Genomic DNA, 26953 nt, shown 5'->3' on the forward strand with positions numbered 1-26953 from the left:
TATTTAGCCGCGCCGTTGCCGTACCACTTCATACAACAACACGCCCGTCGCCACCGACACATTCAGGCTTTCCACCTTGCCTTGCATCGGCAATTTCACCAGCACATCGCATTGCTCACGGGTCAAGCGGCGCATCCCTTTACCTTCTGCGCCCATGACTATTGCCATTGGTACAGTCAAATCGGCTTGGTAAACCGTTTGTTCCGCTTCGCCCGCCGCGCCGAAAATCCACAAACCTTGGTCTTTCAGCCAACGCAAGGTGCGGGCGAGATTGGTGACTTGGTAGACAGGCACGGTTTCCGCCGCGCCACTGGCAACTTTGCAGACAGTTGGCGTAATGCCTGTGGCGTTGTCTTTGGTAATGATGACGCCATGTGCGCCGGTGGCATCGCAGCTACGCAAACACGCGCCAAGGTTATGCGGGTCTTGGACATTATCCAACACCAAAAACAGCGCAGTTTCGCCTAAGCTTTGCACGGCGGTTTTTAAATCGCTTTCAGACAATTCACCCGGCATGTCCACTTCAATGACGATACCTTGATGATTATTGCCTTCCGCGAGTTTATCGAGTTTTTTGCGGTCAAGTTTTTCTGGCTCTATGCCTAAATCTAATAAAGCATCAATGGCTTGGCTTAAGCGTTTGTCTTGGCGCTGCTCGTCTATCCAGGCTTTGTTGATGGATTTTGGCGAGTAATCGAGTGCGGCTTGTACGGAATGTAGGCCGTAGAGTTTGGAGGATTTCATTTTTAAATTGTATTTTTCAGACTTATCTAATGGCTATAAATGCTAAGGCATTTTCTGTACGGATAAATGGCGATCAAAATGCTTCGCAACTTTGCATAGCAACGCTTCTGGACAGCTTGAATCCGCGACAAAAAACCAAATCTCGCCATACTGAATATTAATTGAAAATTTCTGGCCTTGATAGCGGAAATCGATCCAGAATTCTAAAAAGCCGGAAACACATGCTGTAGGGTATGCACCCCACAACGTAAAAATCAGTAACAATACGTAATAGGCTGATTTTGTTTCCGGCAATGCCAAAAAATGCCTTGAGCCATCGAACGCTATTATGTTCAATAACTCAATGGGATTTTTACTAGCCATTTTTCGGCTTCGGTTTTCTCTTCCGCTTCTTCTTAGGTTTAGCTGATTTAGCTGGCGCATCGCCCGCTTTTTTAACCGAAGCCGTTTTCAGCACCAGTTCAAAATCAATCTTCTTTTCATCCAAATCGACACGTACGACCTTCACTTTCACGCTATCGCCTAAGCGATAAGTGGTATTGGTGCGCTCGCCTAACAAGCGGTGGCTGGTCGGGTCGAAGTGGAAATAGTCTTGGCCTAGGTTGCTGATATGTACCAAGCCTTCGACGTAAATTTCTGCGAGTTCGACGAAGAAACCAAACGAAGTGACGGCGGAGATGATGCCGGTGAATTCGTCGCCGATTTTGTCCATCATGTATTCGCATTTCAGCCAACTGACCACATCACGGGTGGCATCGTCGGCGCGGCGTTCGTTGGCGGAGCAGTGTTCGCCGAGCATAACCATATCGGGTACGCCGTAGAAAAAGCTTTCGGCTTTTTTGCCTTGCAGGCAGTGGCGGATGGCGCGGTGAACGAGCAAGTCGGGATAGCGGCGGATGGGCGAGGTGAAATGCGCGTAAGCATCGAGTGCCAAGCCGAAATGGCCTTTTAATTCAGGGCTGTAGACGGCTTGCGAGAGCGAGCGCAGCAACACGGTTTGGATCAGATGCGCGTCGGGGCGGCCTTTGATACTGTTGACCAAGTGCATGTAATCCAAAGGTTTAGGCTCGTTATCGCCACCCAATCGCAAGCCCAACTCACCCAAAAAGGTTTTTAGATTAAACAATTTATCGGTGCTGGGGCCTTCGTGGATACGCAGCAGCTTAGGCATTTTTTTGCCGTTCAGATACTTCGCCGCCACGCTATTGGCGGTAATCATGCACTCTTCAATCAGCTTGTGGGCATCGTTGCGGGTGACCGGAACGATTTTGCTGATTTTACGGTTGTCGCCAAACACGATGCGGGTTTCTTGAGTATCAAAATCCATCGCGCCGCGTTGTTCCCGTTTCATGCGTAGCACTTGGTAAAGCGCGTACAGCTCTTTTAAATGCTTGAGCAGCGGTTTGTATTTTTCTTTTAATTCCGCGTCATCTTCCACCAAGATTTTCGCGACTTCGGTGTAGGTCATGCGGGCATGGGAGTTCATCACCGCTTCCATGAACTTGGCGCGGGTGACGTTGCCATCGTGGTCAATGAGCATTTCGCAGACCATGCACAAACGGTCAACGTGCGGATTCAGCGAACATAAACCGTTAGACAAAATTTCCGGCAACATCGGGATAACGTTTTCGGGGAAATACACCGACGTGCTGCGGTTTTTGGCTTCGTTGTCCAGTGCAGTGCCGATTTGCACATAATGCGAAACATCGGCGATAGCGACCAGCAATTTCCAGCCGCTGGGGGTTTTTTTAGCGTAGACGGCATCGTCAAAATCGCGGGCATCTTCGCCGTCGATGGTGACCAGCGGAATGTCGCGCAAATCGACGCGGCCTGCTTTTGCGGCTTCCGGCACTTCCGGTGTCAGCGGCTTGATTTCTTCTTGTACTTCGTCAGGCCATTTATGCGGCAATTCGTGCGAGCGGATCGCCATTTCGATTTCCATGCCCGGCGCGAGATGATCGCCCAGCACTTCAATGATGCGGCCTATGGGTTGGCGTAGTTTGGTGGGTTGTTCGACAATTTCGGCAATGACAATTTGGCCTTGTTTGGCCTTGCCTACCCCGTCTTTTTGCAGCAAAACGGTTTGCGAAATGTTTTTGTTGTCGGGAATAACGTAGGTAAATCCGTCTTCTTTATAGAGCCGCCCGACCACTTGATGGGTGTTGCGTTCCAGAATTTCCACCACCGCACCTTCGCGGCGGCCTTTTTTGTCGATGCCAACGATGCGCACCATGGCGCGGTCGTTGTGTAACAGCGGGTTCATTTCGCGGGGTGATAAAAACAAATCTTCCGATCCGTCATCGGGGCGGATAAAGCCGAAGCCGTCGGCGTGTCCGATAATGCGCCCAACAATCAAATCTTTGTTGTTGACTAGGCAATAACGTTGCCCCCGGTTGAACAGTAATTGCCCGTCGCGTTCCATTGCCCTAAGGCGGCGGCGCAGGGCTTCGAGTTGGTCTTCGTCGGTGATGGCAAAGGCTTCGGCAATTTCTTTGCGGTCTAAAGGCTTGCCAGACTTTTCAATGAGTTGAAGGATGCATTCCCGGCTGGCAATCGGGTTTTCATATTTTTCAGCTTCGCGCTGGGCGTAGGGGTCGGGGGTTGATTTGGCATCAACGTCTTGTTTGGACTTCAAGGGCATTTAAACTAATGGGTGAGGTGATGGCTACAATAAGCTTGGGCTATATGATACATGCTTAGGCTATTGATTAGAATTGATAATAACACGGCCTGCACCGGCAAGTGAAAAGAGTGGGCGGCAGGCGGCGCAAATGGCCTCTGGATTGTAGGCTACACAGGTGCGATTGACAATTTCACAGCGCCTAAGTATAGTGCGCGTTGATTTGTTGTTACGCAATTTAAGCCGAGGTGGTGAAATTGGTAGACACGCCAGCTTCAGGTGCTGGTGACCGCAAGGTCGTGAAGGTTCAAGTCCTTTTCTCGGTACCATTATAGGCATCCTTATACGGATGCGACGCTACACGAAGAACCCGCAGGCCATCTGGCTTGGCGGGTTTTTTATTGCCCGAAATTTGCCCATCCGCACAGGGGCGGATCAGTACCAAAGCCTTACCCCGACCGCGAAACGCAAGCTGTGCTGGTGTTCGAGCAGCGATTGTTCTTCGACATAATCCATACCCAAATACGGGGCAAATTCCCTTTTGATTTCATAACGCAAACGCAGTCCGGCTTCAAATTCATTGACACCGGCTTTCACGCCACGATTGTTGATGTCCGAAGCGGCAACGTTAAGCCCGATGCGTGGTTGCAAAATAAGGCGTTGCGTCAACAGGCATTCGTAACTTAAATCCAAACGCCCCAAGACATTGCCGTTGTTGGTGAAAAACATGGCGACATCGGTTTCGATAAAGTACGGTGCCAAACCTTTAAAGCCAATCACGCCGTCGTAAGTGCGTTCCGGTTCGAAGGCACGGCGGGCACCTACTTGGAAATCCCAAAAGGTGTCGATGTTGCGGCTGTACAGCAATTGCAGGTCGGCGCGCCCAAAGATGTTTTGGTCTTGTGAGTAATCGCCCTCAGTTTTCAGCCAAAGCTTGTGTTTGTCGTTACCCACCCAATGCTGCACATCCCATTTGAACAAGTGCAGCTCGCCATTGCCTTCATATTCCAAACGTTCGGCTTTGAAATGGTTGAAAATGCTCGAATCATCATGGGCGTTGGCGGTATGGGCTGCCAACAGGCCGCAAACGGCAAATAATGCCATTTTCATGGTTTTGGCCCCGCTGTAATGATGATTTTTCGGAACATGCCCGCATCCATGTGGTACATCAAATGACAATGGAATGCCCATTCGCCAACCGCATCCGCCGGTACGACCACACTGGCGGTTGTGCCGGGCTTAACGTTGATGACGTGCTTTTTGGGGCTGTATTCGCCGTTGCCATTGTCCAGATATTGCCACAAGCCGTGCATGTGGATGGGGTGGTTCATCATGGTTTCGTTGACGTATGTGAAGCGCACGCGCTCACCCAAACGCAGCCGGATGGGATCTGCATCGGCGTAGGCAATATCGTCGAAGGACCACATATAGCGGTGCATGTTGCCGGTCAGGCGCAGTTTGATTTCGCGGTCTGGCGCGCGCCAGCCAGTGTCGGGTTGGCTGGCGCGTAAATCGGGGTAGCTTAAAGTTTTATGCGCGTTAGACGCTTCGGCTTGCTGGCGCAACATGGCTTGATGGTCGTGCATACTGTGGGCGGGCGCGTCATCGGCATTGTGTTGCTGATGTTGGGCGTGTCCTGCATGTTCGTTTTCCACGGGCATTTCGGTAGCGGCGGCGTGGTCGTGCTGATGCCCGCCGCTGGCTGGCATACCCATGTCCGCCATAGTCAGTAAGGTGCGCGGGGTCATCCCGGGCGGTGTCGCGCGCAAGCCTATTTTGGGCGTTAAACTGGCGCTGGCGTAGCCGCTTCGATCCATGGCTTCGGCAAAAATGGCGTAGGCTTGCGGTTGCTCGGGCGTGACCAGCACATCATAAGTTTCGGCAACAGCAATGCGGAATTCGTCGACGGCAACCGGATCAACGTCTTGTCCGTCGGCGGCAATCACTTGCATTTTTAGGCCTGGAATGCGGACATCAAAATGCGTCATCGCCGATGCGTTGATAAACCTTAAGCGCACCGTTTCTCCGGCTGCAAACAGACCAGACCAATTCATGTCAGGCGTTGCGCCGTTAATCAGGTAATGGTAGGTCGCGCCTGTCACGTCCGCCAAATCGGTGGGTTCCATGCGCATTTCACCCCATTCCATACGGTCGGCTAAGGTTTCAAAAAAACCTTTTTCACGGGCATCGCTAAAAAAATCCCCAACCGTGCGTTTTTGGAAATTGTAATAATCGCTTTGTTTTTTTAGCCGCGCCATGATGCGCTCAGGGCGGTCTTCAGGCCAATCCGCCAATAAAATGGCGTAATCTCGGTCGGCGGGATGGTGGTTATGGGGCGGGTCGATAATCAACGCGCCATACAAGCCCTGCTGTTCCTGAAAACCGGAATGACCGTGATACCAATAGGTGCCGCTTTGTTGCACTTTAAATTGGTAGTTGAAGGTTTGCCCCGCACCAATACCATGAAAACTGATGCCCGGCACGCCGTCCATTTCATACGGCAAGATAATGCCGTGCCAATGCAACGATGTTTCTGTCTTTAAGCGGTTGCTGACTTGCAAGTTGACGATTTCGCCTTCGCGCCAGTGCAAGGTGGGGGCTGGCGATACGCCATTGGCGGTGATGGCGGTTTGCTTTTCGCCTGTGAGGCTGATGCCTTGCTCGTCAATGGTGAGCCGGTAGGTATCTGCCCACGTTGTTGGGGCGCACAGCACCAGCACACTGAGGATAATAACGCGGACGTTTGATGGATGGGGCATAAGCGCTCAGAAGGGTTGGTTGGACAACGCGTCAGCCATTATCACCAAAAACCCAACACCTGCCTACCAGGGCTCGTTTTTTATGGCAGGTTGGCTATAAAAATCGCCCGCTTAGGCGCAGGCAAGCCTTCGATAGTCAGGCTTGGGTTGCCTGGCATTAAAAAATCGCCCAACGATTGGAAGCGCATCCACGCCGTGCTGCGTTGTTCTTCGGTCGTGGTGGTGCTGACGTCAACTAAGCGGATGTTGGTAAAACCACAGCGTTTCAACCACAACGCTAAGGTTTCGCAACTGGGCAAAAACCAGACATTACGCATTTGCGCATAGCGGTCTTCCGGCATCAGCACTTCGCCAAGGCCACCGTCGATAACCAAGGTTTCCAACACCAATTCGCCGCCCGGATTGAGGCAGTCTTTAAGGGACAACAAGTGGTCGATGGGCGAACGGCGGTGATACAACACGCCCATCGAAAACACGGTATCGAAGCTTTTTAAGCCCGTGGGCAAATCTTCCAACGCAAACGGCAACACATAAATGGGCGCTTCGCCGTAGAGTTTTCTGACCACCTGAAATTGCATCACGCTGAGCAGCGTGGGGTCGATGCCGACCACCATTTTTGCACCCGCCCCTAACATGCGCCAACAGTGATAGCCGTTGCCGCAGCCAACATCCAACACCAATCGGTGTTTAAGCGGCGCAATGTGCTTTTCCAGGCGTTGCCATTTCCAGTCCGAACGCCATTCGGTGTCGATATGAACGCCGTACAGATCAAACGGACCTTTCCGCCACGGACAAAAAGCATGCAGTTGTTGTTCGAAAGCAGACAGGCTAATGCTTAACTCGCCCGCCTCACCAATACTAACGGTGTCTTGGTCGATCAGGCGTTTTTGCGTGGCGGCGGCAGGCAAGTCTGCCAATGCAGCCTGCCATTGCGCCAAATTGCCGTGGCCTGCCGGATCAAACGCTTGCTGCAAAAGCGATGGCAATTGCGCCGCCCAAGCTTCGGCTTTGGTGGTTTGAAGAAGGTCGTAGAGGGGTTGGTAGTCGATCATGCCGCAATCAGCTTACAAGATACGCATTAGGCAGCCCGGCGGACCGCTTGCTTCGTGGAAAGGGATGGGGAGGAATGGAATCCAAAACAGGTTTTGGATTCCGATAGGATTTACGCCAACAGCAGCGGCAAGATGCCGTTAAGATTTTTTGGAAGGTTTTGCCGTCAATGCTTCGGCATTGCGTTTGGCTAAGCCTTCAATCACGGCATTCAAAGAACCTTTGGTTTGCATTTCGTTGCTGAAGGTGGAGCGGTAGTTGGTCACCAAACTGACGCCTTCAATTAAGATGTCATAAGCTTTCCATTCGCCATCGCTGAGCAACATGCGGTAATCAACACCAATGGGTTTGATGCCGGGCTGCAACACTTCGGTTTTAACCACCACTTTCGTTTCGCCTTCTTCCATTTGTAAGGGCAAGAAGCGCACCGACCATTCTTTAAATTCAACAAAGGCGCGTGAATAGGTACGGACCAACAAGGTTTGGAATTCTTTGGTGAATCGTTGGCGTTCGTCGGCGGTGGCGGCTTTCCAGCTTTTGCCCAGCACCAGCGCGGCAATGCGGTCAAAATCAATGTGTGGATAAATCACTTGGTTGACGAATTGGGTGATCTTGCCAAAATCTTTGGTAAACGTTTCGTCTTGCAATTTGGCTTGCAACTGCAAAGAGGTGGTTTCAATGGCCTGTTGCGGCGGCAACAAATCCGACGCCATGATTTTCATGGGCGACAAGGCCACAATGAGTGCAAACATGGCAAATAATGTGTATCGTTTAACGTTCATAAACCCTCTAAGATCAAAAAAATTAAGGTCTGATTAACCGGATGTTGCGGAACAAAAAACCGGCGCTCCTAAACCCATAAGTCACGTATACCATGCCCTATCATAACATTAAATTTCCCCTCACACGCATGAGAAGGATGCGTTATCAAGCCTTTGCCCGCGCCTTGGTGCGTGAAAACCAGGTCACGGTCAACGACCTGATTTACCCGATGTTCGTCACCGAAGGCGAAGGCCAGCGGGAAGCGGTCGGCTCCATGCCGGGCGTTGAACGTTTATCGCTGGATTTGCTGTTGGCTGAGGCGCGCACGGTTTTCGAATTGGGCATTCCCGCCATCGCTTTGTTCCCTGTAATTGCCGCCGACAAAAAAACCGACGATGCCGCCGAAGCGTATAACCCTGAAGGTTTGGTGCAACGCAGCGTGCGCGCCTTGAAAGCCGCCTTGCCGGAATTGGGCGTGATAACCGATGTCGCCCTCGACCCGTTCACCTCGCACGGACAAGACGGCCTGATAAATGGCGACGGCTATGTGCTGAACGACGAAACTATCGACGTCTTGGTCAAGCAAGCCTTATCGCACGCCGAAGCCGGTGCGGACATGGTCGCCCCTTCGGACATGATGGACGGGCGCATCGGTGCCATCCGCCAAGCACTGGAAACACAAGGTCACAGCAATACGTTGATTTTGGCCTATTCCGCCAAATACGCCTCCAGTTTTTACGGCCCGTTCCGTGATGCTGTGGGTTCGGCTGGCAATTTGGGCAAAAGCAACAAATACAGCTACCAAATGGACCCCGCCAATACCGATGAAGCCTTGCGTGAAATTGCCCTGGACTTGCAGGAAGGCGCGGATATTATCATGGTAAAACCCGGTATGCCGTATCTGGACATTATCCGCCGCGCCAAAGACCAGTTTGGCGTGCCCACCTTCGCGTACCAGGTCAGCGGCGAATACGCCATGATAAAAGCCGCCGCCCTAAATGGCTGGCTGGACGAGCAAGCGGTGGTGATGGAATCTCTGCTGGCCTTTAAACGGGCGGGCAGCGATGCCATTTTGACGTACTTCGCCAAAGATGTTGCCCGCTACCTAAAACAACAATAAGGCCACCGGCCAAACCAGGAGAGATTTATGTCAACAGAAGACCCCCCCCATCCGATCAGGACTTTTTTTATAGAAGAAATAGTGCTGGCCTTAATGCTGGTGTTGTCGCTGATTGGCGTGTGGATCACCGACAACTCGCCGCCGGACAGCTACGAATACTGGATGGTGCTGATGCTGGTGTTCGCCCTGTTTGCCATTGGCATCGCCTGGTTGCAATCGAAACACAGCCTGAAAGACTTTACCGCCATCGTCCGCGAACAAACCCTGCATTGGCTGACGTCACTGGCGGTTGTGCAAGGCGTTTATGCCTTGCAACGGGCGCGTGAGTTTTCCATAGAAGACGCGGGGCTGATCGTACTGATGATCTTGGCGCAATCCACGCTTTTGGACGGCTTGCGCATTGGCTGGCGGTTTGGTTTGGTCGGCGTGTTTTTAGGCCTATCCGCCGTGATTGCCGCCTACATCAAACACTTTTTCTGGATAGAATTGTTTATTGCAGCGGCTATTGTCGCCAGCACCTTGTTTTGGGAAATATGGATAAGAAAAAAGGCCGCCGAATGATGAACCACCCCGACCACTACGCCGTTTTCGGCAACCCCATCAAACACAGCAAATCGCCGCGCATCCACAGCCTGTTTGCTGCGCAGACTGGGCAAGACATCAACTATCAAGCCCAAGAAGTGCCTGCCGAAAATTTCGAAGCCGCCGTCAGCGCCTTTTTTGCCCAAGGCGGCAAAGGCTTAAATTGCACCGTGCCGTTAAAAGAATTGGCTTGGGCGTACGCCAACCAAAAAACCGAACGCGCGCAATTGGCAAAAGCCGTCAACACCCTCGCCTTGCAAGCCGATGGCACGGTCTTGGGCGATAACACCGACGGCTGCGGATTGGTCACCGACCTGACCACCAACCACGGCATCAGCTTAAACGGCACCAACATCCTCATCTTAGGTGCTGGCGGTGCCAGCCGAGGCATCATCGCGCCCATCTTGGCGCAACAGCCCGCCCGCATCGTCATCGCCAACCGCACCGTGGACAAAGCCCTGCAATTGGCCTGCGAATTCCAACAGCTGGGCGCGGTCAGCGGCTGTGGTTTTGATGCCTTGGCAGGCCAGCAGTTTGGGCTTATCTTAAACGCCACCTCCGCCAGCTTAAGCGACCAACTCCCGCCCTTGCCCGATGGCCTGCTGGCAACCCACGGCACCTGTTACGACTTGGCCTATGGCAACACCCCCACCGCCTTTGTCCGCTGGGGCATCGCCCACGGCGCGGCAAAAAGCCTGGATGGTTTAGGAATGCTGGTGGAACAAGCCGCCGAAGCGTTTTTTATCTGGCGCGGAGTTCGACCTGCGACCGCTCCGGTGATTGCATTATTGGATGGCGAGCGGAATCCACAGTAAAGGAATGCAATTAAAACCAAGAAACGGGGTCATTGGCCTTGCCGCCAAAAACGTTTGTGTAATTGGCAATATCCGGCAACGACCCTAAACAACCGCCAACGCTGGCCTTATCCACCGAATCAACAGGAGACCCCATGACATCCATTGACGAACCCCGCCCGCCGTTCCCACCGTTTACCCAAGACACCGCCACCCAAAAAGTCCGCATGGCGGAAGATGGCTGGAACAACCGCAACCCCGAACGCGTCGCCCTGGCCTACACCGTTGACAGCCAATGGCGCAACCGCCACGAATTTCCTCAAGGCCGCGAACAAATCATTGAATTTTTGACGCGCAAATGGGCAAACGAACACCAATACCGCCTGATAAAAGAACTGTGGGCATACGCAGGCAACCATATCGCCGTGCGCTTCGCCTATGAATGGCATAACGACAAGGGCGAATGGTTCCGCTCTTACGGCAATGAAAACTGGGAATTTGCAGAAAACGGACTGATGCAAAAGCGCTATGCCAGCATCAACGACTTAGCCATTACCGAATCGGAACGCCTGTTCCATTGGCACCAAGGCCGCCGCCCCGACGAACACCCCGGCCTAACGGAACTGGGTTTGTAGCAAACCCACAGGCGGCGGTTTTGGCTGCCGCCTGTGAAGTTCGAAGTGATTTAAAGCGAACGATGCGTACCCTTTGGTGGATGCATCTTATGGGCTTGTCTGATGTGTTGGGGTTCGTTCCTTACCCCAACCTACGAACTCTAAACTATTTGCTATCTATTTTTTACGCCTTTGAAATGCACATCAGTGGGACAGGTTAGTATGGCATCTTTCTTTAAAATGTTCATATCACCTCTTTCGAATGCTTGTGGGTTAGCAATTACTGTAGCGTACATTATCTGGCGATTAGTTTTACCAGGGTAATCCCAATTTTCCACAATACTAGAAAGCGTTTCACCAGAACTTACAGGGCCATATACAGACTTAGTTAATTTTTCAGTATGTAGTGAAATTCTGCACGGTTTAGAGCCACTTTTAAAATAACTTATTATTTTTTCCCCGTCTTCAAAAATAGCCAAAGCACCCTCTCGCAAACCAGGGTATCTTTCCACAAATGCCAAAGCTGAGACAAATGCTACTGCCGCTATTTTTAGAGAGAGCTTGACTTTTATACAGCCATCTTGAATTGAATTAACCTCAAAAAACATATTGAAATCAAAGTTTCTACTTTCAATAAGTCGATCAAGCGCGCTTATAAAGTCTTCGACTGCTTTTATCTTTTCCGACGCTGTTAATTTTCGATTATGGTTCTCGTGAAAAATAACAAATGTCAGCGTTCCCAAATTAAGCTCTCGTTCCATTCAATTCCTTCTTGTTATTTGTAATTTTTGTAAATTAGTGTCAGTGAAAAAACCATTTTTTTGAATTTCTGCTGTGTAAAGTTAAATATAAAGCTAAAAGTACAATGGATTCCATTAAAGGGAGAATGAATGTCCCACTATAAGAACGCATTGAACTGGTCATAGCAATTATAAAGCATATGAAGCCAATTAGCGTGCCAACTATGCAATAAACAGAAACTAAAAAATAACTAATAGGGATACGAAAATATAAAGACACCAATAGTCCTATAAGAGCTAAATCAATTAGCGGCACTAAAATTCGCCAAACGCCAACCTCATACAGTTGGGCGGCTAATGCGTTCATTATAAGCAAGAAAAACTCTAGCAAGCCTGTCGTTAACAATTTTTTTGGCATGTTACAATCCCCATTCAACAGAACTTTGGATTGATTTTAAACAGTTTTTTTTTTATTGCAACCTACAAATTGCATATACTACAGCCCGTAGGTTGGGGTGACGTCAGGAACCCCAACAATTGATGTATCCGGATGTGTTGGGGTTCGTTCCTCACCCCAACCTACGGGCTGCCGCCTGTGAAGTTCGAAGTGATTTAAAGCGGATGCGTGTTCTTTGGTGGGCGCATGTTTAGTTGGGCTTCGCCGATGTGTTGGGGGGTGTACGTCTCACAACCTACGAACTGCAATGCTTCACCCGAAGGCGGTCACGCACCATATCCAACAACTTGGACGACGGGTTAGGAGGTGTATAAAGGGTTCGCCCAAATCGTTTGCTAACAGAAAAGTGATGGGGTATATTCTTGAAAAATATCAATATACAAGATTGATATACACTGTTACAGGTGCATTTCAAGACCCCTTTTGGGGGGTATACTTAACGTTGGGCTTCTCTCATTATTTATTTTCTTGAGGATAATCAAATGCGTAAAATTCTTGCCGCTACCATAACAGCCATATTATTAGGCTTAAACCAATCGGCGATGGCTGATTTGACAACCGGACTCGCGGCACATTATACGTTTGACAACTGCCAAGCCACCGACAGCAGCGGTAATGGCAATAATGGCACGATTACCGGCAAACTGAAATGTATCAACGGCATAGACAACAAAGCCTTGCTGTTTGATGGAGCCAGCTATATCAGCGTACCCAGCTCAGCCTCGCTGAATCCGGTCAGCGAATGGACTATGGCGTTTTGGATTCGGGTAGATGACATCAACAATGAATTCTTAGCTGTTATCCATAAAGGTGGTGTCAAAACCAATTGCTATTACAATCGTGAATACTCGGTATGGATACACCAAAACCGCTACTTTACCCAAAGCGTGGCAGGTGATACTTGTAATTTCCCCAACCAAGACAGTAAAACCTTCGACCGCCTAGTAGGCAGATGGCTGCATTATGTGAATGTCATTGACCGCAACAACAAGCATGTCATGAAGACTTACATTAACGGCAGATTGAATGTCGAACAAGCAGATAGCGAGAGCGGTTTTAAAAACAATAATGCCAACTTGTGGATCGGTTCCAACGCAGAAATATACAGCCTTCATTCCCCATTCAAGGGCGCACTGGACGATATCCGTTTTTACAACCGCGCGTTAAGCGACACTGAAATTCAAGAACTCTACAACACCCTGCCTGTCAGCGGTGGTATCAGAGGCTTGCGGACACAAAGCGTCACCTGTACCAACACCACCACAGGAGAAAGCAAAACAATTGCTTTGCCAGACGGTCGGGTTGGCTGGAACTGTGAATCCGCTGGTTTGACCAGTAACCCGGGTGACCTCATTGACATTCACTTGAATGGCGTGTCTTGGGGAAACCCGTAAACTGGGTTCGCTAATAAACGATCCATTATAGCCAGGGTGTGCAAAGCTTTTCTGCCCACCACTTACAAACTGTTTGGCGGGTCGGCGGGTTGTGCAGCTCTGTGGTGCAATGGACTGTTCGGATGTGAGGCAAAATGGCTTCATCCAATGCCCAACAATCCAGTCAAAGGGACGCGCCACCCGGTGGCGGTTTTGGAGTTTTGGTTTTTATCAAGCCCGTAGGTTGGGGTGACGTCAGGAACCCCAACAATTGATGTATCCGGATGTGTTGGGGTTCGTACCTCACCCCAACCTACGGGCTGACGCTCTGCTCAATGAAGCAGAACGTAAGTCCGTTATAAATTACCTTGCGGCTCATCCGCGAGCTGGGGACATCATGGAAGGGACTGGTGGTATCCGTAAGCTTCGGTGGGCGCGGGGCGACAAAGGTAAAAGCGGTGGTGTCCGAGTCATTTACTACTACCATGACCATCGCATCCCGCTCTATTTACTTACCGTTTTTGGCAAAAACGAAAAATCGAACATTACAAAATCTGAACGTAACGAGCTTGCCAAGCTGGTTGGGTTGCTCGTTCAGGTTGCACTTGAGAGGGAACATGTCTGAGGCATTCGAAAGTATCGCACAAGGTTTGCGTGAGGCCGTGGCCTTAAATGAAGGGCGAGCGGCCCAAGCAAACACTTATCGTCCAGAAGCAATTGATGTCGGGCAATTACGCCATAACCTGGGGCTTACCCAAGCTGAGTTTGCGGCTAAATTTTGCATCAGCCTTGGAACGCTTCGGCATTGGGAGCGCGGCGACCGCAAACCTCATGGTCCCGCATTGGCTTTGTTACACGTGGTTGCAAAAGAACCGCAAGCTGTGCTTCGTGCATTGGCTTAACAGGGCTTTTGTATAGCATCAAGCCCAATAAGCCAGTCAAAAGGACGCGCCGCCCGTTGGCGGTTTTGAAGTTCTGTTTTTTTCAAGGTCAGTGGCTTCGCTTGGCTTTCGCTAGCGGCGCGCCCCTTGCATTGACGTTAGGCACCACACGGAAATATTACAATGAAAAATCATTATTCATTTGTTGGAAGTAATGCGGGGCAGTGGGCTGTAACTAGCCAAAATACAATTGTCGGCTCTCCCCTTGAATTGATTCAACGGATTGACGTTGTTAATTCTCCTGCGGCTAATTTAGCTTCAAAAGGTGTTTGGGTTTTGCAGGGTTTTACGAGTAATGTACGTTACGCCAATCGAAATGAAATTGTTAAGCTCCAATCAGCGCAAGAGGGTTTAAATAGAAATAGTTCTTTATGTGCTGCGCTCATTCCCATAAAGAAGAATGCAGAATGGTGGTCTATGTCTCAAGATGAACGTAGGTCTATTTTTGAAGAGCAATCACATCACACAGAAATCGGTTTAAATTATCTTCCTGAAATTGCTCGCCAATTACATCATTCGCGCGATCTTGGGGAACAATTTGATTTTATAACGTGGTTCGAATTCGCGCCTGAACACACAGAGCTATTTAATAAATTACTTAAGCGATTACGAGCAACGAAAGAGTGGCAATTTGTTGAACGTGAAATTGATATTCGCTTAGAAAAAAATGCCTAACAAGTCTTTGTAGTACCGTTCCGCTTCGCTGCACTGCACAGTTTTTAAGTCGCGATTTTATATATTCGTAGAAAGATTAAAATCAGAACCTTTTTTCGTGGTATTGGATAGTTTTTAAAAGGTATGCAATGCATACCCTACAGTGGCAAATAAACCCGAACAAAAATATCCAACACGAAACAAACGCTAACGCCGCCAAAATTGGCCTGCCGTGTACAGTTTGGCTAACAGGGCGGGGTCTGCGCCTAGCCAGTACCTCAGACGTAGCCACCACATCAGCAGGATGGTTTTGACCACGCCGAAGTGTTCCCAGCGCCTGCCGGAGCTTTGGACTTTGGCATTAAGGTTGGCGGGTGGGCTGATGCGTTTTAGGGCTTTGCTTAGCGCAATATCTTCCATCAGGGCGATGTCGGGGTAGCCACCTGCTTGGTCAAAGGCTTGGCGCGCCATGAACAGGGCTTGGTCGCCGGTGGCAATGCCGGTCAGGCGCGAGCGCTGGTTCATCATGAACGCCACCACGCCCAGCAAAAACGGGCGGCCTGTCAGGCGCACGTCAAACCGCCCCCATTGGTGTTGCGAAGCCAATGCGGCGGCGATCAGCTCCAATGCCTGTGCCGGCAAGGTGGTGTCGGCGTGCAGGAAAACCAATATTTCGCCGCAGGCGTGGCGCGCGCCCAGATTCATTTGTTTGGCGCGGCCTTTTTCAGAAACAAGGACTTGATGGGCTAAGGCTTGCGCCAATTCGCGGGTGTTGTCGGTGCTGCCACCATCGACAACAATAATTTCCGCCCGCTGACGCCAAACTTGCAAGGCTGTCAAACAGGCGACTATGCTGGCGGCTTCGTTGACAGCGGGGATGATGATGGAAAATTGCATGGATTGCTTGGGTTGTTGGAATGGCTTAGTAATCAGACAAACTCTTCGGCGGTATCGCCGCCCGCAGCGCGTTCAAGATTGCCAAGCCGTCGATCACTTCCTGCGCGACTACCCCCGCCACTGGGCTTAAGTAGCCCATGCCCGCAAACACCATGCCGATAACGCTGAGCACCATGCCGCCGACTGCGCTTTGCAAGGCGATTTTCCGCATCCTGGCGCCGATGTGCAGCAGTTCGTCCACTTTCAGCAGCGAGCTGTCCATAATCACCGCGTCCGCCGCTTCGCCAGTAATGTCGCTGTTTTGCCCAAAGGCAATGCCGATGGTCGCCGCTGTTAACGCGGGCGCATCGTTAATGCCATCACCCATAAACACGGTTTTGGCTTTTTGGGTTTCTTCGCGCACCAAGGCCAATTTTTGTTCGGGGCTTTGGCTAAAGAAAACGTGTTTGATGCCGACTTTATCTGCCAGATAGCGCACTTCAGATTCCCTATCGCCAGAAACCAGCATGACTTTTTCAAACGAATGATTGGGTTGTAAGTGGTTGATAAACGAGGAACTATCGCTACGCACTTCATCGCGGAACTGCAAGGTTGCCGCGTAGGCTTCGTCTATCAGCACCACGCATTCCAAACCGCCGCTCATGGGCGGCAATTCGGCAAACTGGCCGGGGTGCAAAGCGGTGAAGTTTTTGCGGCTGGTGACTTGGATGATTTTGCCATCCACCGAGCCTTGCAAACCTGCGCCCGGCAATTCGTTGATGTCGTCAACTTTTAACAAGCTGATGCCCGCTTTTTCTGCGGCGTTAACAATGCTGCCCGCCAGCGGGTGTTTGGAATACCGTTCCAAACTGGCGACCAAAGTCAACACCGTGGCTTCTTGATAATGTGGGTTGACCAACACCGCCGTTAACGCGGGCCGTCCATAAGTGAGTGTGCCGGTTTTGTCGAAAATCGCCGTGCGGCATTGACCGATGGTTTCCAAAATGGCTGGATTTTTAATGATGATTTCCCGCCGCGCCGCCAAGGAAATGGCGCTGATGATGGTGACCGGGATGCCAATTAATAACGGACACGGCGTGGCAATCACCAACACCGCCAAAAAACGCACCACTTCGCCGCTGTAAGCCCACGCCAGCAACGCCAGCAATACCGCCAACGGCGTGTACCACGCGCCCAGTTGGTCGCCCAAGCGGCGTAGGCTGGGGCGGTGTTGGTCGGATTCGCGCATCACCGTCATAATTTTGGCGTAGCGCGAGTCGATCGCCAGTTTGTCGGCGCGGATCACCAACAAGCCATCGCCGTTAACCGCGCCGGACAACACCTTGGAGCCGTTGATTTTTGACATCAGATACGGTTCGCCTGTTAAAAACGACTCGTCCATGGTGCTATTGCCTTCCAAAACCGTGCCGTCTACGGGGCAAATTTCGTGCGGTAAAATCGATAACCTGTCACCGATGTTAATTTGGTCGATGGCAATATCCACCAGTACCTCTTCCGATTGGCGATGGGCAATCGACGGCATCCGGTTGGCTAAAGCTTCCAGCACCGACGAAGCTTTCCGCACCGCGTAAGCTTCCAAAACGCTGCCGCCTGCTAGCATCAGCACCACCAGCGTGCCTGCCAAATATTCCTGCAAGGCGATAGCGGTAAGAATGGCAATCGCCGCCAGCAAATCCGCGCCAAAATTGCCGCGCAATAATTTGCCGAACACTTGGTAAACTTGGGGTAAGCCCGCCAGCAGCAACACTGCCAGCAAAGGCAGATCAAGCCTGTTGACCGACAACGGCAACAGGCCTTGCCAAGGCGGCGCGCCATTGGCGGACAGCGACCATTGTAATGACAAGGTAAGAGGGGGTGTTTCAGGTATCGCCAGCGCGTAGCGCAATAGCAAATAGAGGCTTATGCCCAGCAAACTAAAAAGGACAACGCCGCTTTCATACCGTGAAGCGGTTGATTCATGAGTAGAACGCATAACCCGTCCATCCAATTAGCATCAGAAAACAACAGGCTAACACTGTTTGCTGTATTTTTTACTAGGGCTGTTTATTTTAAATTTCCCAACCAATCTTCCAGCCCAACAGGCAATTTGCAAGCTTGGTTAGGCCAAACGGCATTGCTTGCCAAATGTTTCAACAATTGCCGGTCTTGCAGGCTAAGCGGCTGTTGCTGTTGAATTTTTTCCTTAAAGCGTTCCAGTGCGATGCCGCTAGGCCAATCGGTGGCGTCGTCGGTAGCGAGTTCGCCGCTAAAGTGCATGGCGGCGGCTTCTTCCGCCCATTCAGGCCAACGCCCATTGCAGGTGCGGTAGCTGGCTTCGTGGAAGAGTTCGTGGCGTAGATAAACCGCCATTGCCAAGCCGCCTTCGGGTTGGTCGCGCAGATAAATACCGCCAGGCCGCCAAGCGCCGGCATGGTGTGTGCCAAACCGCGCTTGGGTGGCGGCGGCAAACACGCGGACAGGCTCACTGGCGTTGGGGATTTGGTAGCCGTACGATGCCAATTGTTTGAGTGCAGCATCGCCCGCTTGTTGTAAATCGGCCTGTTGGCTGAACAGGCCGATGAACAACAGCGCGGATCCGGCTTCGTAAAACGTGGTGCGTTTAGTGGTTGACACTCAGCCGTTCCGCAACGCTATTGCCTTGTACGCTTTCATTGTACATATCCACTGCCGTGGCGGGCGGGATGGCGGCATTGCCCGGACGCGTGACGCGCCAGACTTGATAAAAGTCCAGCTCGCCCCGTTCGGTCAATTTGCCAATATGGACAATCTTGCCGGGATAGCGTTGAGTTTCTTTGATAGCCGCCCAATAGCTGTCTTGCTTGGCTTTCACTTTGGCATCGGCAAGGTAGTTGCGGTCATTTTCCATACCTTCCGCCAGCGAGGGGATGCCATCTTCAACGATGACATAATCACTTCCCTGCTGATGGGTGTTGGGGCTGCTGTCAGTACGCGCCACATGCACTTGGCTGACAACCAAATCCCCTACTTGCAAAGGCTTGCTTAAATCCAAGGCTTCGCTGCCGCTGGTGGTGATGCGTTGGTAATGGCGCTGCACCTTGATGCCATCGGCTTTGTTAATGACCGTCGTATAAGGCACGTCAAGCGCCAGGCTGGCGTTGGCATAACTGGCATCGTCCAGACCTGCTATTTTGATAACACCCAATTCGGTGGTTTTGGGCAAGTTTTCAAAATGACCGAGATAACCGCCTGGAATGGCGCTCAGACTGCCCAGTGATGCGCCGTTTTTCGTCCGCACCGTTAACGTACGCGAAGCCTTTTGACTGGCTTGCGCTTCTTTGCTGAGCAAGTTGCGGATGTTAAAAATCACCTGCGCGGTATCGTAAGTCGAGCCCCAATAGCCGTTACGCTGGCTATCCAACAGGTATTTTTTCAATTGGGTTGCCAATTCGGGTGTTAAGGCGTTCGCCTCGTCCAAAACCGCCATGCCATCGGACACGACGCTCGGCAAACCCATGCTAAAGCCCAGCTGCGGATTGGGCGTGGCTTGCCAATCTTTCGCGCTCAGTTTCGCCAAGGCTTTTTGCAAACGCGCCACCAAATCTTGGCGTGTTTGGCTCATATCGGGGAATTGTTGGTTGAATTGGTGGTAATCCATGCCCTGATATTTGCTGATAATACGTAAAGCGGTAATCAGCTGTTCGGCGCTGGCGTTGCTATCGGCGACAACTTGGCTGACCCGCTGCGTCTGCTGCTCGACAGGCGCAACCCAAGCATTGATGCGGGTAAATGCCGATAAGCTAAAGTTGTCGTTGGCATCAACACGGCCCATTTGGTTCGACAACCATTGCAAGCCATTTGAGTACGCCGTCTCCGCGCCATCCACCTGCAATTCCACCGCATATTGCAAGGCTTGCAAGGCAATCAAAGTGACAGGCACGCTGGTGTCGCTGTCATTAGGCCAAAGGCTAAAGCCGCCATCGGCTTTCTGATTGCCGTGCAGTTTGCGGATACCCAATGCGGCATTGTCCCGGGCGCGGTTCAATAATACTTCCAGCGGCCCCAGTTGTTCCGGTTTGATGCCAGCACGTTGGATCAAATCCAGCAACACCAAATTCGGCACGGTACTGTGCGCCAATTGCTCGGTGCAGCCATACGGGTATTGCACCAACATCGCCGCCGCTTGCAGGGCTGCGCCTAACAAGCCTTCGTTAACCCGTACATCCAACTGTTGGGCTTGCGCTTGTGCGGGCAATTGGAAAGACAAGCTCTGCTTTTGCTGCTGGCTGCTGAAAACTTGACGCAGCGCAGCATTTTGCAGCGGTATGTCGAAGCCTTCTTGACCGCCTACCCTAATTTTAGCGTCTGCGTTTAGGCTGACCGACAAGCTCGTAGTGGCAGCCGGTCCGCTGGCAAGCACGCGCAAAGGCCACAACTGTTCGCCTTTGGCGGGCAAGCTTATTTGTGCAGTCATTTCACCGCTTTGCTTTTGCAAGCCTTTATCAAGCTTGACCGAGCCGCTGACTTGCACCGGTTCTGGCAATTGGTTGCTGAGCCTGATCACCCATTCTGCCTCGTCGCCAATGCGCATAAATTGCGGGCTGACCACATCCACAGCGACATCGGTGACGGTGCGGAATTGTCCGGTGGTTTCACCCAAGCGGCCTTGTTTGTCGTTGGCGACGGCTGTCACCAGCCATTCCGTGACATTGGCGGGCATATCGACGTTAACGCTCACCTCACCATTGGCATCGGTGAGCAAATGCGGAAACCAGCCCGCCGTATCGCGCAGGGCTTTTTTCGCCAGTTTGCTTTGGCTTTTCAGCGCGCTAAGTGCGAAATTGGGTTTGCGTAACAAATCGGCATAGCCATAGCCTTGCAATTCGTCAGAATAAAAAGTGCTGACGTTGCTGCGCTGCAAGGGATAGAAAAAATCGAAAACGCTGGGGCGGAATTCCGCTTGCACCGCGTAGACGGCGCGGTCAACAATCGATAGCGCCAATTCGGTGTTGGCGGCGGGGCTGCCGTCGGCGCGTTTCACGGCTAAGGTCAGGCGCGTGGGCTTGAGCGGCTCAGCTTCGGTTTTTTCCGGTTTGATGTTGATTTGCAAGAGCTTCTCGCGAGGCACAATGCGGAAACCTAGGGTTTGTTCCTGATATTTGCCATCCGCCATCGGCACGGTAATGGTGTGATAAAAACCCGTGCCGTATTCAGGTTTGGCAGTGACGGCAAACCACTGGCTACGGCCTTTTAGCGTGCGGCTTTGGCTGTCAAAAATGCGTTCGCCTGCGGTGGTTTGCCAGACTTGCCCGTTTTCTTGTTGACCCCACGCCTTAGGCAGTAAGGCAAAAATATCCGCTTGCTCGCCAGGGCTAAGCACTGTCCGCGTGGTGTACAACTCCAGCGCGCGGTTGTCGGTGACCGCTTCGCCACCGTGACCGGCAACAATTAAGGTGGCGGGTTGCGAATGGGCGGGATATTTAAGGGCTTGTCCGTTTAAGGTCTCCAACTTGGCCACGGCGGTCAGCTTGCCTATATTTTGCAAGGCCGGAAGCGCCATTTGCTGACGGCCTTGGTTATCACTGCTGAACGCCAGTTTCAGCAAGTCTTTCTTGCCGCCATCCGGCTGTTCCAAAGTAATGTCAATGGTGCCACCGGCATTGGCGGCAGCTTTGCCATCGCTGTAATTGGCTTGCAACAGCAGCTGCACGTTTTCCTCGCCTACCGCGCTGACGGTTTTGTTAAAACGCACCACCGGCTGGGCTTCGGATAAGGTGGCATAGATATTTTCCGACAACACCGCCAAACTGCCGCTGCTGTCTTGGGCGCGCACCATGACGGTATAAACCCATTCCTGGTCGGCGGCGTTGGTATCATTTTTAGGTACGGTAAATTCAAAACTGCCTTCACCGTTGTCGTCAAGCTTCGCCGCCGTCTCCCAAGGATTAGCCAGCTCTGCCGCTTGCCGTTCTTGTATGGAACTGAACAGCCGCTGCGGTTGGCTGAGCGGGGCTGTGGATTTGATGCTGCCAAAATAATCGTTACCGGTGTTCAAACCCAAGCCGGCATCTTCGACAAATTGCGCGGCTTCGAATTTTTTGCGGTACAAAAACACTTCAAATTTAACATCTTGCGGAATACCGCCACTGTAGCGTTTGGCGCGGAATTTCAAGTTGAACGGTTGGCCTAGGCTGATGCTGGGGCTGTGTTCCAGCCATTGCAGGTAATAGGTCGGCTTCACATAATCGCGGACGCGGAATTCGCCGCCATAGGCTTTGGAACCGATTTGCGCCAATAATTGGTACAAACCCGGCTCTTGTCCGGCATTAAGGTTAAAGCTGCCGGAAAAAGAACCGAATTCGGTCAAGGTATTGCTGCTTTGCAAGCCGGTGGCTTTGCCGTTGGCTTGCAGTAAAGACACTTGGGTTTGTAACGATGGCAACGCAGGGATTTTTAAATCGCCATTTTCCAAGTTGCGGATCAGGCCTTTATAGAAAAAGGTTTCACCCGGTTTAAAAATGGGGCGGTCGGTCATCACAAAGACACTGTTGTCTTTGTTTTGGGCGGGCAGAAAGTCGGTGGCTGTCAACGCGGTACGCAGACCTGTGCCGCCTTGGCTGGCAAGCGCTTCCACTTTAACCAGCAGCTTGCCGTCCAAGCTGCCTTCGGGATTGGCAAACGTCACCTCCCCCGCCGCATTGGTTTCGTTGGCTATGGCTTGCCAAAGGCCGCGACCGTCGCGATAGCTGACTTTGGCATGGGCAACAGGATTTAATTGCCGGTCCATCACCCGCACCAACAGTTGTGCGCTGGACTGTTTGACTTGCACTGCCAGGCTGCTGACTTGCACCAGACATTGCGCCTCGTGGTTGCCTTGCACGGCCTGCACCAGATAAATGCCGTCAGGCAATGGCGGCAGGTCGATCTGGCGAATTTTGTACTGGTCGCTAAAGTAGTAATTGCTGCCAAACCACCAGTTGAGGTCATGCGGACTTTTGCCGTTTTTTTGTAAATCCAAAAACGTTTCGTTAACGGTTTTAAAACCAGCAGGCGGCGCAATCAGCACTTGATCGGGTTCGGCAACCAGCGGCTTGTCGGTGACTTTAACCAAGGCGTGGGTAAAGGCGGTGTCTTTTAACGATTTGCGCAAATCCACGGACAATTGGTTGCGCAACAAGCGCAACGGGGATTGCACGGTATTCAGGCCTTTCGCAAAATAATAGCCGGGGTTGAGTTCGCTGATGGGTTGTTCGTAGCTGCGGCTGATGTTGAATTGCCCATCCAAATAACGGTCGAGCTGTTCCGGTTTTAACACCCGCACCAACATCGGTTGGTTGGTAACGGTGTAGTCCAAACGGATGCTGGGCGTTTCGGTGTTGCTGAAACTGCGTTCGGCGGTCAGATAAAAAGGACTGCCCGCCATAGCGGCTGCCGACCATTGCCAAACCAGCAATATACCCAGCCAAATACCGATCTGTTTAAAAAACCTCATTGCACATCCTCTTGGCTAATGGTTTTGCCTTCCAAACCGACTTTGTCGCCGCCCTCGGCTTGACCGGCGTAGCTAAAAATGGGCAGGCTGCGGAACAGTTTTTCGCCGTCTTGGCGCATGGCGGCCTTGGCTTGTTCGTAATCTTGTTGCCAATGCGGGGCGAAGTTGCCCAGGTCTTGGCTATCGCCCGCGCCACCGCCTAAAAACAGCTCGCGCAAAGCGGTGGCAGGGTTGATAAAACTGACCAACTGCGCCGACAAATAACGTTCTTTTTCGCTGCCGTGCTGCCAATCCAACGGACTCGGTGCTTGTTTTTCGCAAGCGGCTTTCATACTGTTAAGCAAATAGGCTTTACTTGCTGCCAGAAACACCGTGCCGCCCGCGCAGCTGTCGCCAAATTCGCTGTGGCGCAAATATTGGCGGTAGGCTTCGCTGTTTTCCGGTTGCTTGGGGTTGGCGATGGCAATGCCCAACGCGCCGCCCGGTTCGCTATGCTCAAAATCCCAGATCAACGCCAAGCCAGCCGGTTCATCGGCGCTGCGTGTCGGTTGCGGGCCGTGGTCGGCAAACTGTTGCCAGTCTGCGTTGGTCATGGTCGGGGGCAAATAATAACTACCGGCAAAGGCCGCAAAGGTGTTATGTGGAATACTGGCAAGCACGCCGGCAAAAATCTTCTCATGCAACGGTTTTTGCCAAGGGCCTTCGGGCAAGTACAGATCGCCTAATTGCCCGTCTTCCAAGTTAAAGCTTAATTCGATGGGCGCAGTGCCGGAGTCGGTCAAAACGGGCAAGAAACTGCCCACTAAGGCTTCAGTGCGTAAGGTCAGGCTGAGCGGTGTGTCGGCGTGGTCTTCGTCTTCGTTGATGCTTTCTATGACATTCAGCAACGCTTCCAGACTTTGTGCCAGATAGATGCGCCGTTGGTATTCGGTGACGACAAAGCTTTGCAGGCCAATCCGAACGGAGACAATGGGTTCGGGCAATTTTGCCAAACGGTATCCGTTGCTCGCCAGCAAGCCCGCCAGTGCAGGCAGCGCTTGTTCGGAAAAATCGCTGCCGCGCCGGTAGCTTAATACCCAGCCTTGTTTGTCGTGGGCGATGTCGTAGTGCAAATCCGCATCGGCAGCAATGGCGTCGCGCAATAGCTTCCCTAAAAATTCACCTTGCAGGCCGCTGAGTTTTAACTGTTCGGCTTTGATTTTTAAGCTGTTCAACCAACCTAAAAACAGGCCCTGCATAAAACGGCTGTCGCGCAAGGCTTTGACTTGCGCTTGGCTATCCCACCACGCCAGCACTTCTTCGCCATCATTAAAATGCACGGTGAGTGCGATGGGGTGTTTTTTGACATGCCAAACCGCTTGTTGCGGGCAATCTTCAGGGCGTTTCTGCCAAGGGCTGATGACAGTCGCCGAGTGGGTGTCGCCACCGGATAGCGCCGGACAATGGGAGTCGCCGCTGGGTGGCGGCTCCGGGCTGCCGATGCGCGACTCTGCGGTCAGCTTGTTGTTGTCAAGATCATGCAAGACGACCGTCAAATCCAGCATGGGCAGGCCCGGTTTGAGCATTTGCCCAAACGGCATGCGCTGGATATGTTGGTAGCTTAGGATACCGGCTGTGGCGGTCAGACCCAACGCCGACACCAAGATAATCAACCGTTTTGAGGTCGTAAGCGGTTCCATTCATACACTCCCAGAAAATAAGGGTTTTCGTTGCTAGGTATCCAAACAGGGTCGGGCGAGGCCAGCAATTCGCTGACCGGCACGACACGCACTTGGGCTTCTTCTCCGTGTGCACCGTTATGGTAAACCACGAGGTTTTCTGGATGGGCGGCTGCAAAAAGCATGAGATGGTAAGGTTCGTCGTTGTCCATGGGTTTTTGGTAAACCAGCAGATCGCCGCTGCGGGCGGTTTCCAACTGGCGTGATTTTAGGCGGAAGTTGTAGCCAATTAAGGTTTCGGCATCGGCAAAATAGCCGTAGCTAGGGCTGTTGTTGCTGAATCCGGTCTGCCAGATTTTTGGAAAATCGGGCAAAGCCAGCCGCGCCTGCGGGGAAACAGGCGGCAGTTTAAGTTGGTTTGGAATACCGAGCTTGGCGGTGCGTTTGGAATCACGCGCTTCCAAGGCAATCCGGTAAGAGAAGCGCACCAGCCCTGCACAGTCACGCTGTTTGGGTTCCCAAAACGGGCTGGGGCGTTGCGCTTGCAATAGGGCGATGTTGGTGACGGACTCACGCAGCGCCGTTTCGTCGGGGTCTGGCAAATAGCGGCGGGCATCGGCATTGGTCAGTTCGCCTTCGCGTAGCGGCTCGTGCTTTATGAAGTCGCGGATTTCCGGCGGCATATCGCGTTCGTTGTCTTGGTTGGGTACAAAAACCTTGGCAGGTTGGCGGTTGCCGGAAAACAACACATAAGCCAACGTTTGGGTTTCGCCAGGACGAGCCAGCGGTTTTTGGACACGGCGGTGGCTTTCGCTGGGCAAGCCTTCGTCCAAAATGATGTCCAGATTCGCAAGCGTGTGTTGCTCCGCACCGCCCGGCCAGTAATTGGTGTCTATACGGAAAACCCCCAAAGGCGGCGCAGGATGCACATACAGATACGGGCCATAACCGGCTTGGTCGAAACTGTCGCCGTCGTTATTCAGGAAAAACAAGCCGCCGCTGTTGGAATGCGTATCCGCCCAATAGACATGGCTTTTGTCGGGTTCGTAAATATGCAAATCGGTGTAGACGCTGTTGGTGTCGCTGGTCAGTACCACTTTGAAGGGCATGGCGGGGATCACCGCATCGACCGTTGCCGAGGCTTTGGCAACACCTTTATTATTGGCGCATTCGGCAATAATGCTGTTTTTGCCTTTTGCCGCCGGGAACGAGCGGGCAAAACTGCCGTTATTATTGCGCGCGTAATAACGCACCCCATTGATATTAATAACAATCGGATCAGCTTGGGTGTCCGAACAAGTGCCTGCCACCAAAATTTGCATGGCGCTTGTCCAACCACCGCTGGGTTTATTTAATGCGATAACCGGTGCGGCGCTGGCTTCATGCGGTATTTGCTGCAGGCCACGACGCGCCAAAATATCCGGCGCGGTAGTGGGCGTCGCATGAACCAGGCGGGTGAGGCAGAGCGGTAGCGCGACCAACGCGCCAATAGACAAACAGGTAAACAGCCTGACTGTTCGCATTAATTTTCCCCTTGAATGATGATTGCCGCTCCCCATACTCGGGCGGCGCGGTTTGGCTAGTAAGTGTAATGGAGTTTTTGCTTATTGAAAGCCCTATTGGTGCAAGTCTTGCTTGCTATAAAATCCAGTCTTTGACGACATTATGCCCGCGTAGTACGGCCTACCCAATAAAACCTATGATGCCAGCCAAGATAAAGAGGTTCTATCTACCCATA

The 26953-nt window shown here is 52.0% G+C and carries 24 protein-coding genes and 1 tRNA gene; 9 read left to right on the top strand and 16 right to left on the bottom strand.

All coding sequences use genetic code 11. From position 1 onward, the window contains the following. Nucleotides 1-3 precede the first annotated feature (3 nt). From rlmB to rnr, 3 genes are read right to left on the bottom strand one after another with little or no spacing between them, the layout of a single operon-like run. Nucleotides 4-744: a 23S rRNA (guanosine(2251)-2'-O)-methyltransferase RlmB gene (gene rlmB / locus ACYQ1O_RS02910; RefSeq protein ID WP_459990133.1), complete on the bottom strand. Its 741-nt coding sequence runs from the start codon at nucleotides 742-744 to the stop codon at nucleotides 4-6. A gap of 42 nt (nucleotides 745-786) precedes the next feature. Further along, nucleotides 787-1107, bottom strand: coding sequence for a hypothetical protein (locus ACYQ1O_RS02915; protein WP_459990134.1), 321 nt, complete (start codon nucleotides 1105-1107; stop codon nucleotides 787-789). Further along, the gene (rnr, locus tag ACYQ1O_RS02920) at nucleotides 1100-3385 is read right to left on the bottom strand and encodes a ribonuclease R (RefSeq protein WP_459990135.1); all 2286 of its coding nucleotides are present in this window, start codon (nucleotides 3383-3385) and stop codon (nucleotides 1100-1102) included. Before rnr ends, ACYQ1O_RS02915 begins: the two co-directional genes overlap by 8 nt. 221 nt (nucleotides 3386-3606) lie before the next feature. Between rnr and ACYQ1O_RS02925 the strand changes: the two genes are divergently transcribed. Next, nucleotides 3607-3693 (top strand) — tRNA-Leu (locus ACYQ1O_RS02925). Between the two features lie 106 nt (nucleotides 3694-3799). On the opposite strand, the gene ACYQ1O_RS02930 is transcribed toward ACYQ1O_RS02925, so the two are convergent. The 4 genes from ACYQ1O_RS02930 to ACYQ1O_RS02945 all read right to left on the bottom strand — a co-directional run bounded on the left by ACYQ1O_RS02930 (nucleotide 3800) and on the right by ACYQ1O_RS02945 (nucleotide 7955). After that, nucleotides 3800-4474, bottom strand: coding sequence for a copper resistance protein B (locus ACYQ1O_RS02930; protein WP_459990136.1), 675 nt, complete (start codon nucleotides 4472-4474; stop codon nucleotides 3800-3802). Then, the gene (locus ACYQ1O_RS02935) at nucleotides 4471-6123 is read right to left on the bottom strand and encodes a copper resistance system multicopper oxidase (protein ID WP_459990137.1); all 1653 of its coding nucleotides are present in this window, start codon (nucleotides 6121-6123) and stop codon (nucleotides 4471-4473) included. Before ACYQ1O_RS02935 ends, ACYQ1O_RS02930 begins: the two co-directional genes overlap by 4 nt. Nucleotides 6124-6203: 80 nt before the next feature. Beyond that, complete coding sequence (gene cmoB, locus ACYQ1O_RS02940) at nucleotides 6204-7175, bottom strand: tRNA 5-methoxyuridine(34)/uridine 5-oxyacetic acid(34) synthase CmoB (RefSeq protein WP_459990138.1); 972 nt, start codon at nucleotides 7173-7175, stop codon at nucleotides 6204-6206. Between the two features lie 138 nt (nucleotides 7176-7313). Beyond that, entirely contained in the window at nucleotides 7314-7955 is a 642-nt protein-coding gene (locus tag ACYQ1O_RS02945) for an MlaC/ttg2D family ABC transporter substrate-binding protein (RefSeq protein ID WP_459990139.1), read from the bottom strand. Between the two features lie 92 nt (nucleotides 7956-8047). Here ACYQ1O_RS02945 and hemB point away from each other — a divergent pair, with 92 nt between their 5' ends. Genes hemB through aroE form a run of 3 tightly spaced genes read left to right on the top strand, consistent with a single transcriptional unit; the run spans nucleotide 8048 to nucleotide 10452 of the window. Then, nucleotides 8048-9055, top strand: coding sequence for a porphobilinogen synthase (hemB, locus tag ACYQ1O_RS02950; RefSeq protein ID WP_459990140.1), 1008 nt, complete (start codon nucleotides 8048-8050; stop codon nucleotides 9053-9055). Nucleotides 9056-9082: 27 nt separating this feature from the next. After that, on the top strand, nucleotides 9083-9616 hold the full coding sequence (locus ACYQ1O_RS02955) for a hypothetical protein (RefSeq protein ID WP_459990141.1): 534 nt from the start codon (nucleotides 9083-9085) through the stop codon (nucleotides 9614-9616). Next, nucleotides 9616-10452 (top strand): shikimate dehydrogenase, encoded by an 837-nt coding sequence (aroE, locus tag ACYQ1O_RS02960; protein ID WP_459990627.1) that lies wholly within the window; start codon nucleotides 9616-9618, stop codon nucleotides 10450-10452. The genes ACYQ1O_RS02955 and aroE overlap by 1 nt, the downstream gene beginning before the upstream one ends. Nucleotides 10453-10462: 10 nt before the next feature. Here the strand turns inward: aroE and ACYQ1O_RS02965 are convergent, their stop codons facing one another. Beyond that, nucleotides 10463-10588 (bottom strand): hypothetical protein, encoded by a 126-nt coding sequence (locus tag ACYQ1O_RS02965; protein ID WP_459990142.1) that lies wholly within the window; start codon nucleotides 10586-10588, stop codon nucleotides 10463-10465. Between ACYQ1O_RS02965 and ACYQ1O_RS02970 the strand changes: the two genes are divergently transcribed. Next, the gene (locus tag ACYQ1O_RS02970) at nucleotides 10587-11066 is read left to right on the top strand and encodes a nuclear transport factor 2 family protein (protein WP_459990143.1); all 480 of its coding nucleotides are present in this window, start codon (nucleotides 10587-10589) and stop codon (nucleotides 11064-11066) included. The genes ACYQ1O_RS02965 and ACYQ1O_RS02970 overlap by 2 nt on opposite strands. A 152-nt stretch (nucleotides 11067-11218) precedes the next feature. Here ACYQ1O_RS02970 and ACYQ1O_RS02975 read toward each other — a convergent pair whose 3' ends face one another. After that, the gene (locus ACYQ1O_RS02975) at nucleotides 11219-11806 is read right to left on the bottom strand and encodes a type IV pilus assembly protein FimV (protein WP_459990144.1); all 588 of its coding nucleotides are present in this window, start codon (nucleotides 11804-11806) and stop codon (nucleotides 11219-11221) included. A gap of 40 nt (nucleotides 11807-11846) precedes the next feature. Then, nucleotides 11847-12203 carry a hypothetical protein gene (locus ACYQ1O_RS02980; RefSeq protein WP_459990145.1) on the bottom strand — a complete coding sequence of 119 codons (357 nt, stop codon included), beginning with the start codon at nucleotides 12201-12203 and terminating at the stop codon, nucleotides 11847-11849. 521 nt (nucleotides 12204-12724) lie between these two features. On the opposite strand from ACYQ1O_RS02980, the gene ACYQ1O_RS02985 reads away from it, so the two are divergent. The 4 genes from ACYQ1O_RS02985 to ACYQ1O_RS03000 all read left to right on the top strand — a co-directional run bounded on the left by ACYQ1O_RS02985 (nucleotide 12725) and on the right by ACYQ1O_RS03000 (nucleotide 15231). After that, nucleotides 12725-13636 carry a LamG domain-containing protein gene (locus ACYQ1O_RS02985; protein WP_459990146.1) on the top strand — a complete coding sequence of 304 codons (912 nt, stop codon included), beginning with the start codon at nucleotides 12725-12727 and terminating at the stop codon, nucleotides 13634-13636. 376 nt (nucleotides 13637-14012) lie between these two features. Next, a complete protein-coding gene (locus ACYQ1O_RS02990) occupies nucleotides 14013-14240 on the top strand; it encodes a type II toxin-antitoxin system RelE/ParE family toxin (protein ID WP_459990628.1) in 228 nt (75 codons plus the stop codon). Continuing rightward, nucleotides 14233-14517 carry a helix-turn-helix domain-containing protein gene (locus ACYQ1O_RS02995; protein ID WP_459990147.1) on the top strand — a complete coding sequence of 95 codons (285 nt, stop codon included), beginning with the start codon at nucleotides 14233-14235 and terminating at the stop codon, nucleotides 14515-14517. The genes ACYQ1O_RS02990 and ACYQ1O_RS02995 overlap by 8 nt, the downstream gene beginning before the upstream one ends. A 162-nt stretch (nucleotides 14518-14679) precedes the next feature. Beyond that, nucleotides 14680-15231, top strand: coding sequence for a chlorite dismutase family protein (locus ACYQ1O_RS03000; RefSeq protein ID WP_459990148.1), 552 nt, complete (start codon nucleotides 14680-14682; stop codon nucleotides 15229-15231). 186 nt (nucleotides 15232-15417) lie between these two features. Here the strand turns inward: ACYQ1O_RS03000 and ACYQ1O_RS03005 are convergent, their stop codons facing one another. From ACYQ1O_RS03005 to ACYQ1O_RS03030, 6 genes are all read right to left on the bottom strand, one after another. After that, the gene (locus ACYQ1O_RS03005) at nucleotides 15418-16107 is read right to left on the bottom strand and encodes a TIGR04283 family arsenosugar biosynthesis glycosyltransferase (RefSeq protein ID WP_459990149.1); all 690 of its coding nucleotides are present in this window, start codon (nucleotides 16105-16107) and stop codon (nucleotides 15418-15420) included. 25 nt (nucleotides 16108-16132) lie between these two features. After that, nucleotides 16133-18079, bottom strand: a complete 1947-nt coding sequence (locus ACYQ1O_RS03010; RefSeq protein WP_459990150.1) for a heavy metal translocating P-type ATPase — start codon at nucleotides 18077-18079, stop codon at nucleotides 16133-16135. A gap of 71 nt (nucleotides 18080-18150) precedes the next feature. Further along, a complete protein-coding gene (locus ACYQ1O_RS03015; protein ID WP_459990151.1) occupies nucleotides 18151-18720 on the bottom strand; it encodes a hypothetical protein in 570 nt (189 codons plus the stop codon). Further along, entirely contained in the window at nucleotides 18707-23557 is a 4851-nt protein-coding gene (locus tag ACYQ1O_RS03020) for an MG2 domain-containing protein (protein WP_459990152.1), read from the bottom strand. The genes ACYQ1O_RS03015 and ACYQ1O_RS03020 overlap by 14 nt, the downstream gene beginning before the upstream one ends. Continuing rightward, nucleotides 23554-25236, bottom strand: a complete 1683-nt coding sequence (locus ACYQ1O_RS03025; protein ID WP_459990153.1) for a hypothetical protein — start codon at nucleotides 25234-25236, stop codon at nucleotides 23554-23556. The genes ACYQ1O_RS03020 and ACYQ1O_RS03025 overlap by 4 nt, the downstream gene beginning before the upstream one ends. Beyond that, nucleotides 25206-26738 (bottom strand): DUF1175 family protein, encoded by a 1533-nt coding sequence (locus ACYQ1O_RS03030; protein ID WP_459990154.1) that lies wholly within the window; start codon nucleotides 26736-26738, stop codon nucleotides 25206-25208. The genes ACYQ1O_RS03025 and ACYQ1O_RS03030 overlap by 31 nt, the downstream gene beginning before the upstream one ends. Nucleotides 26739-26953 lie beyond the last annotated feature (215 nt).

It is taken from the genome of Methylosoma difficile, assembly GCF_054657615.1.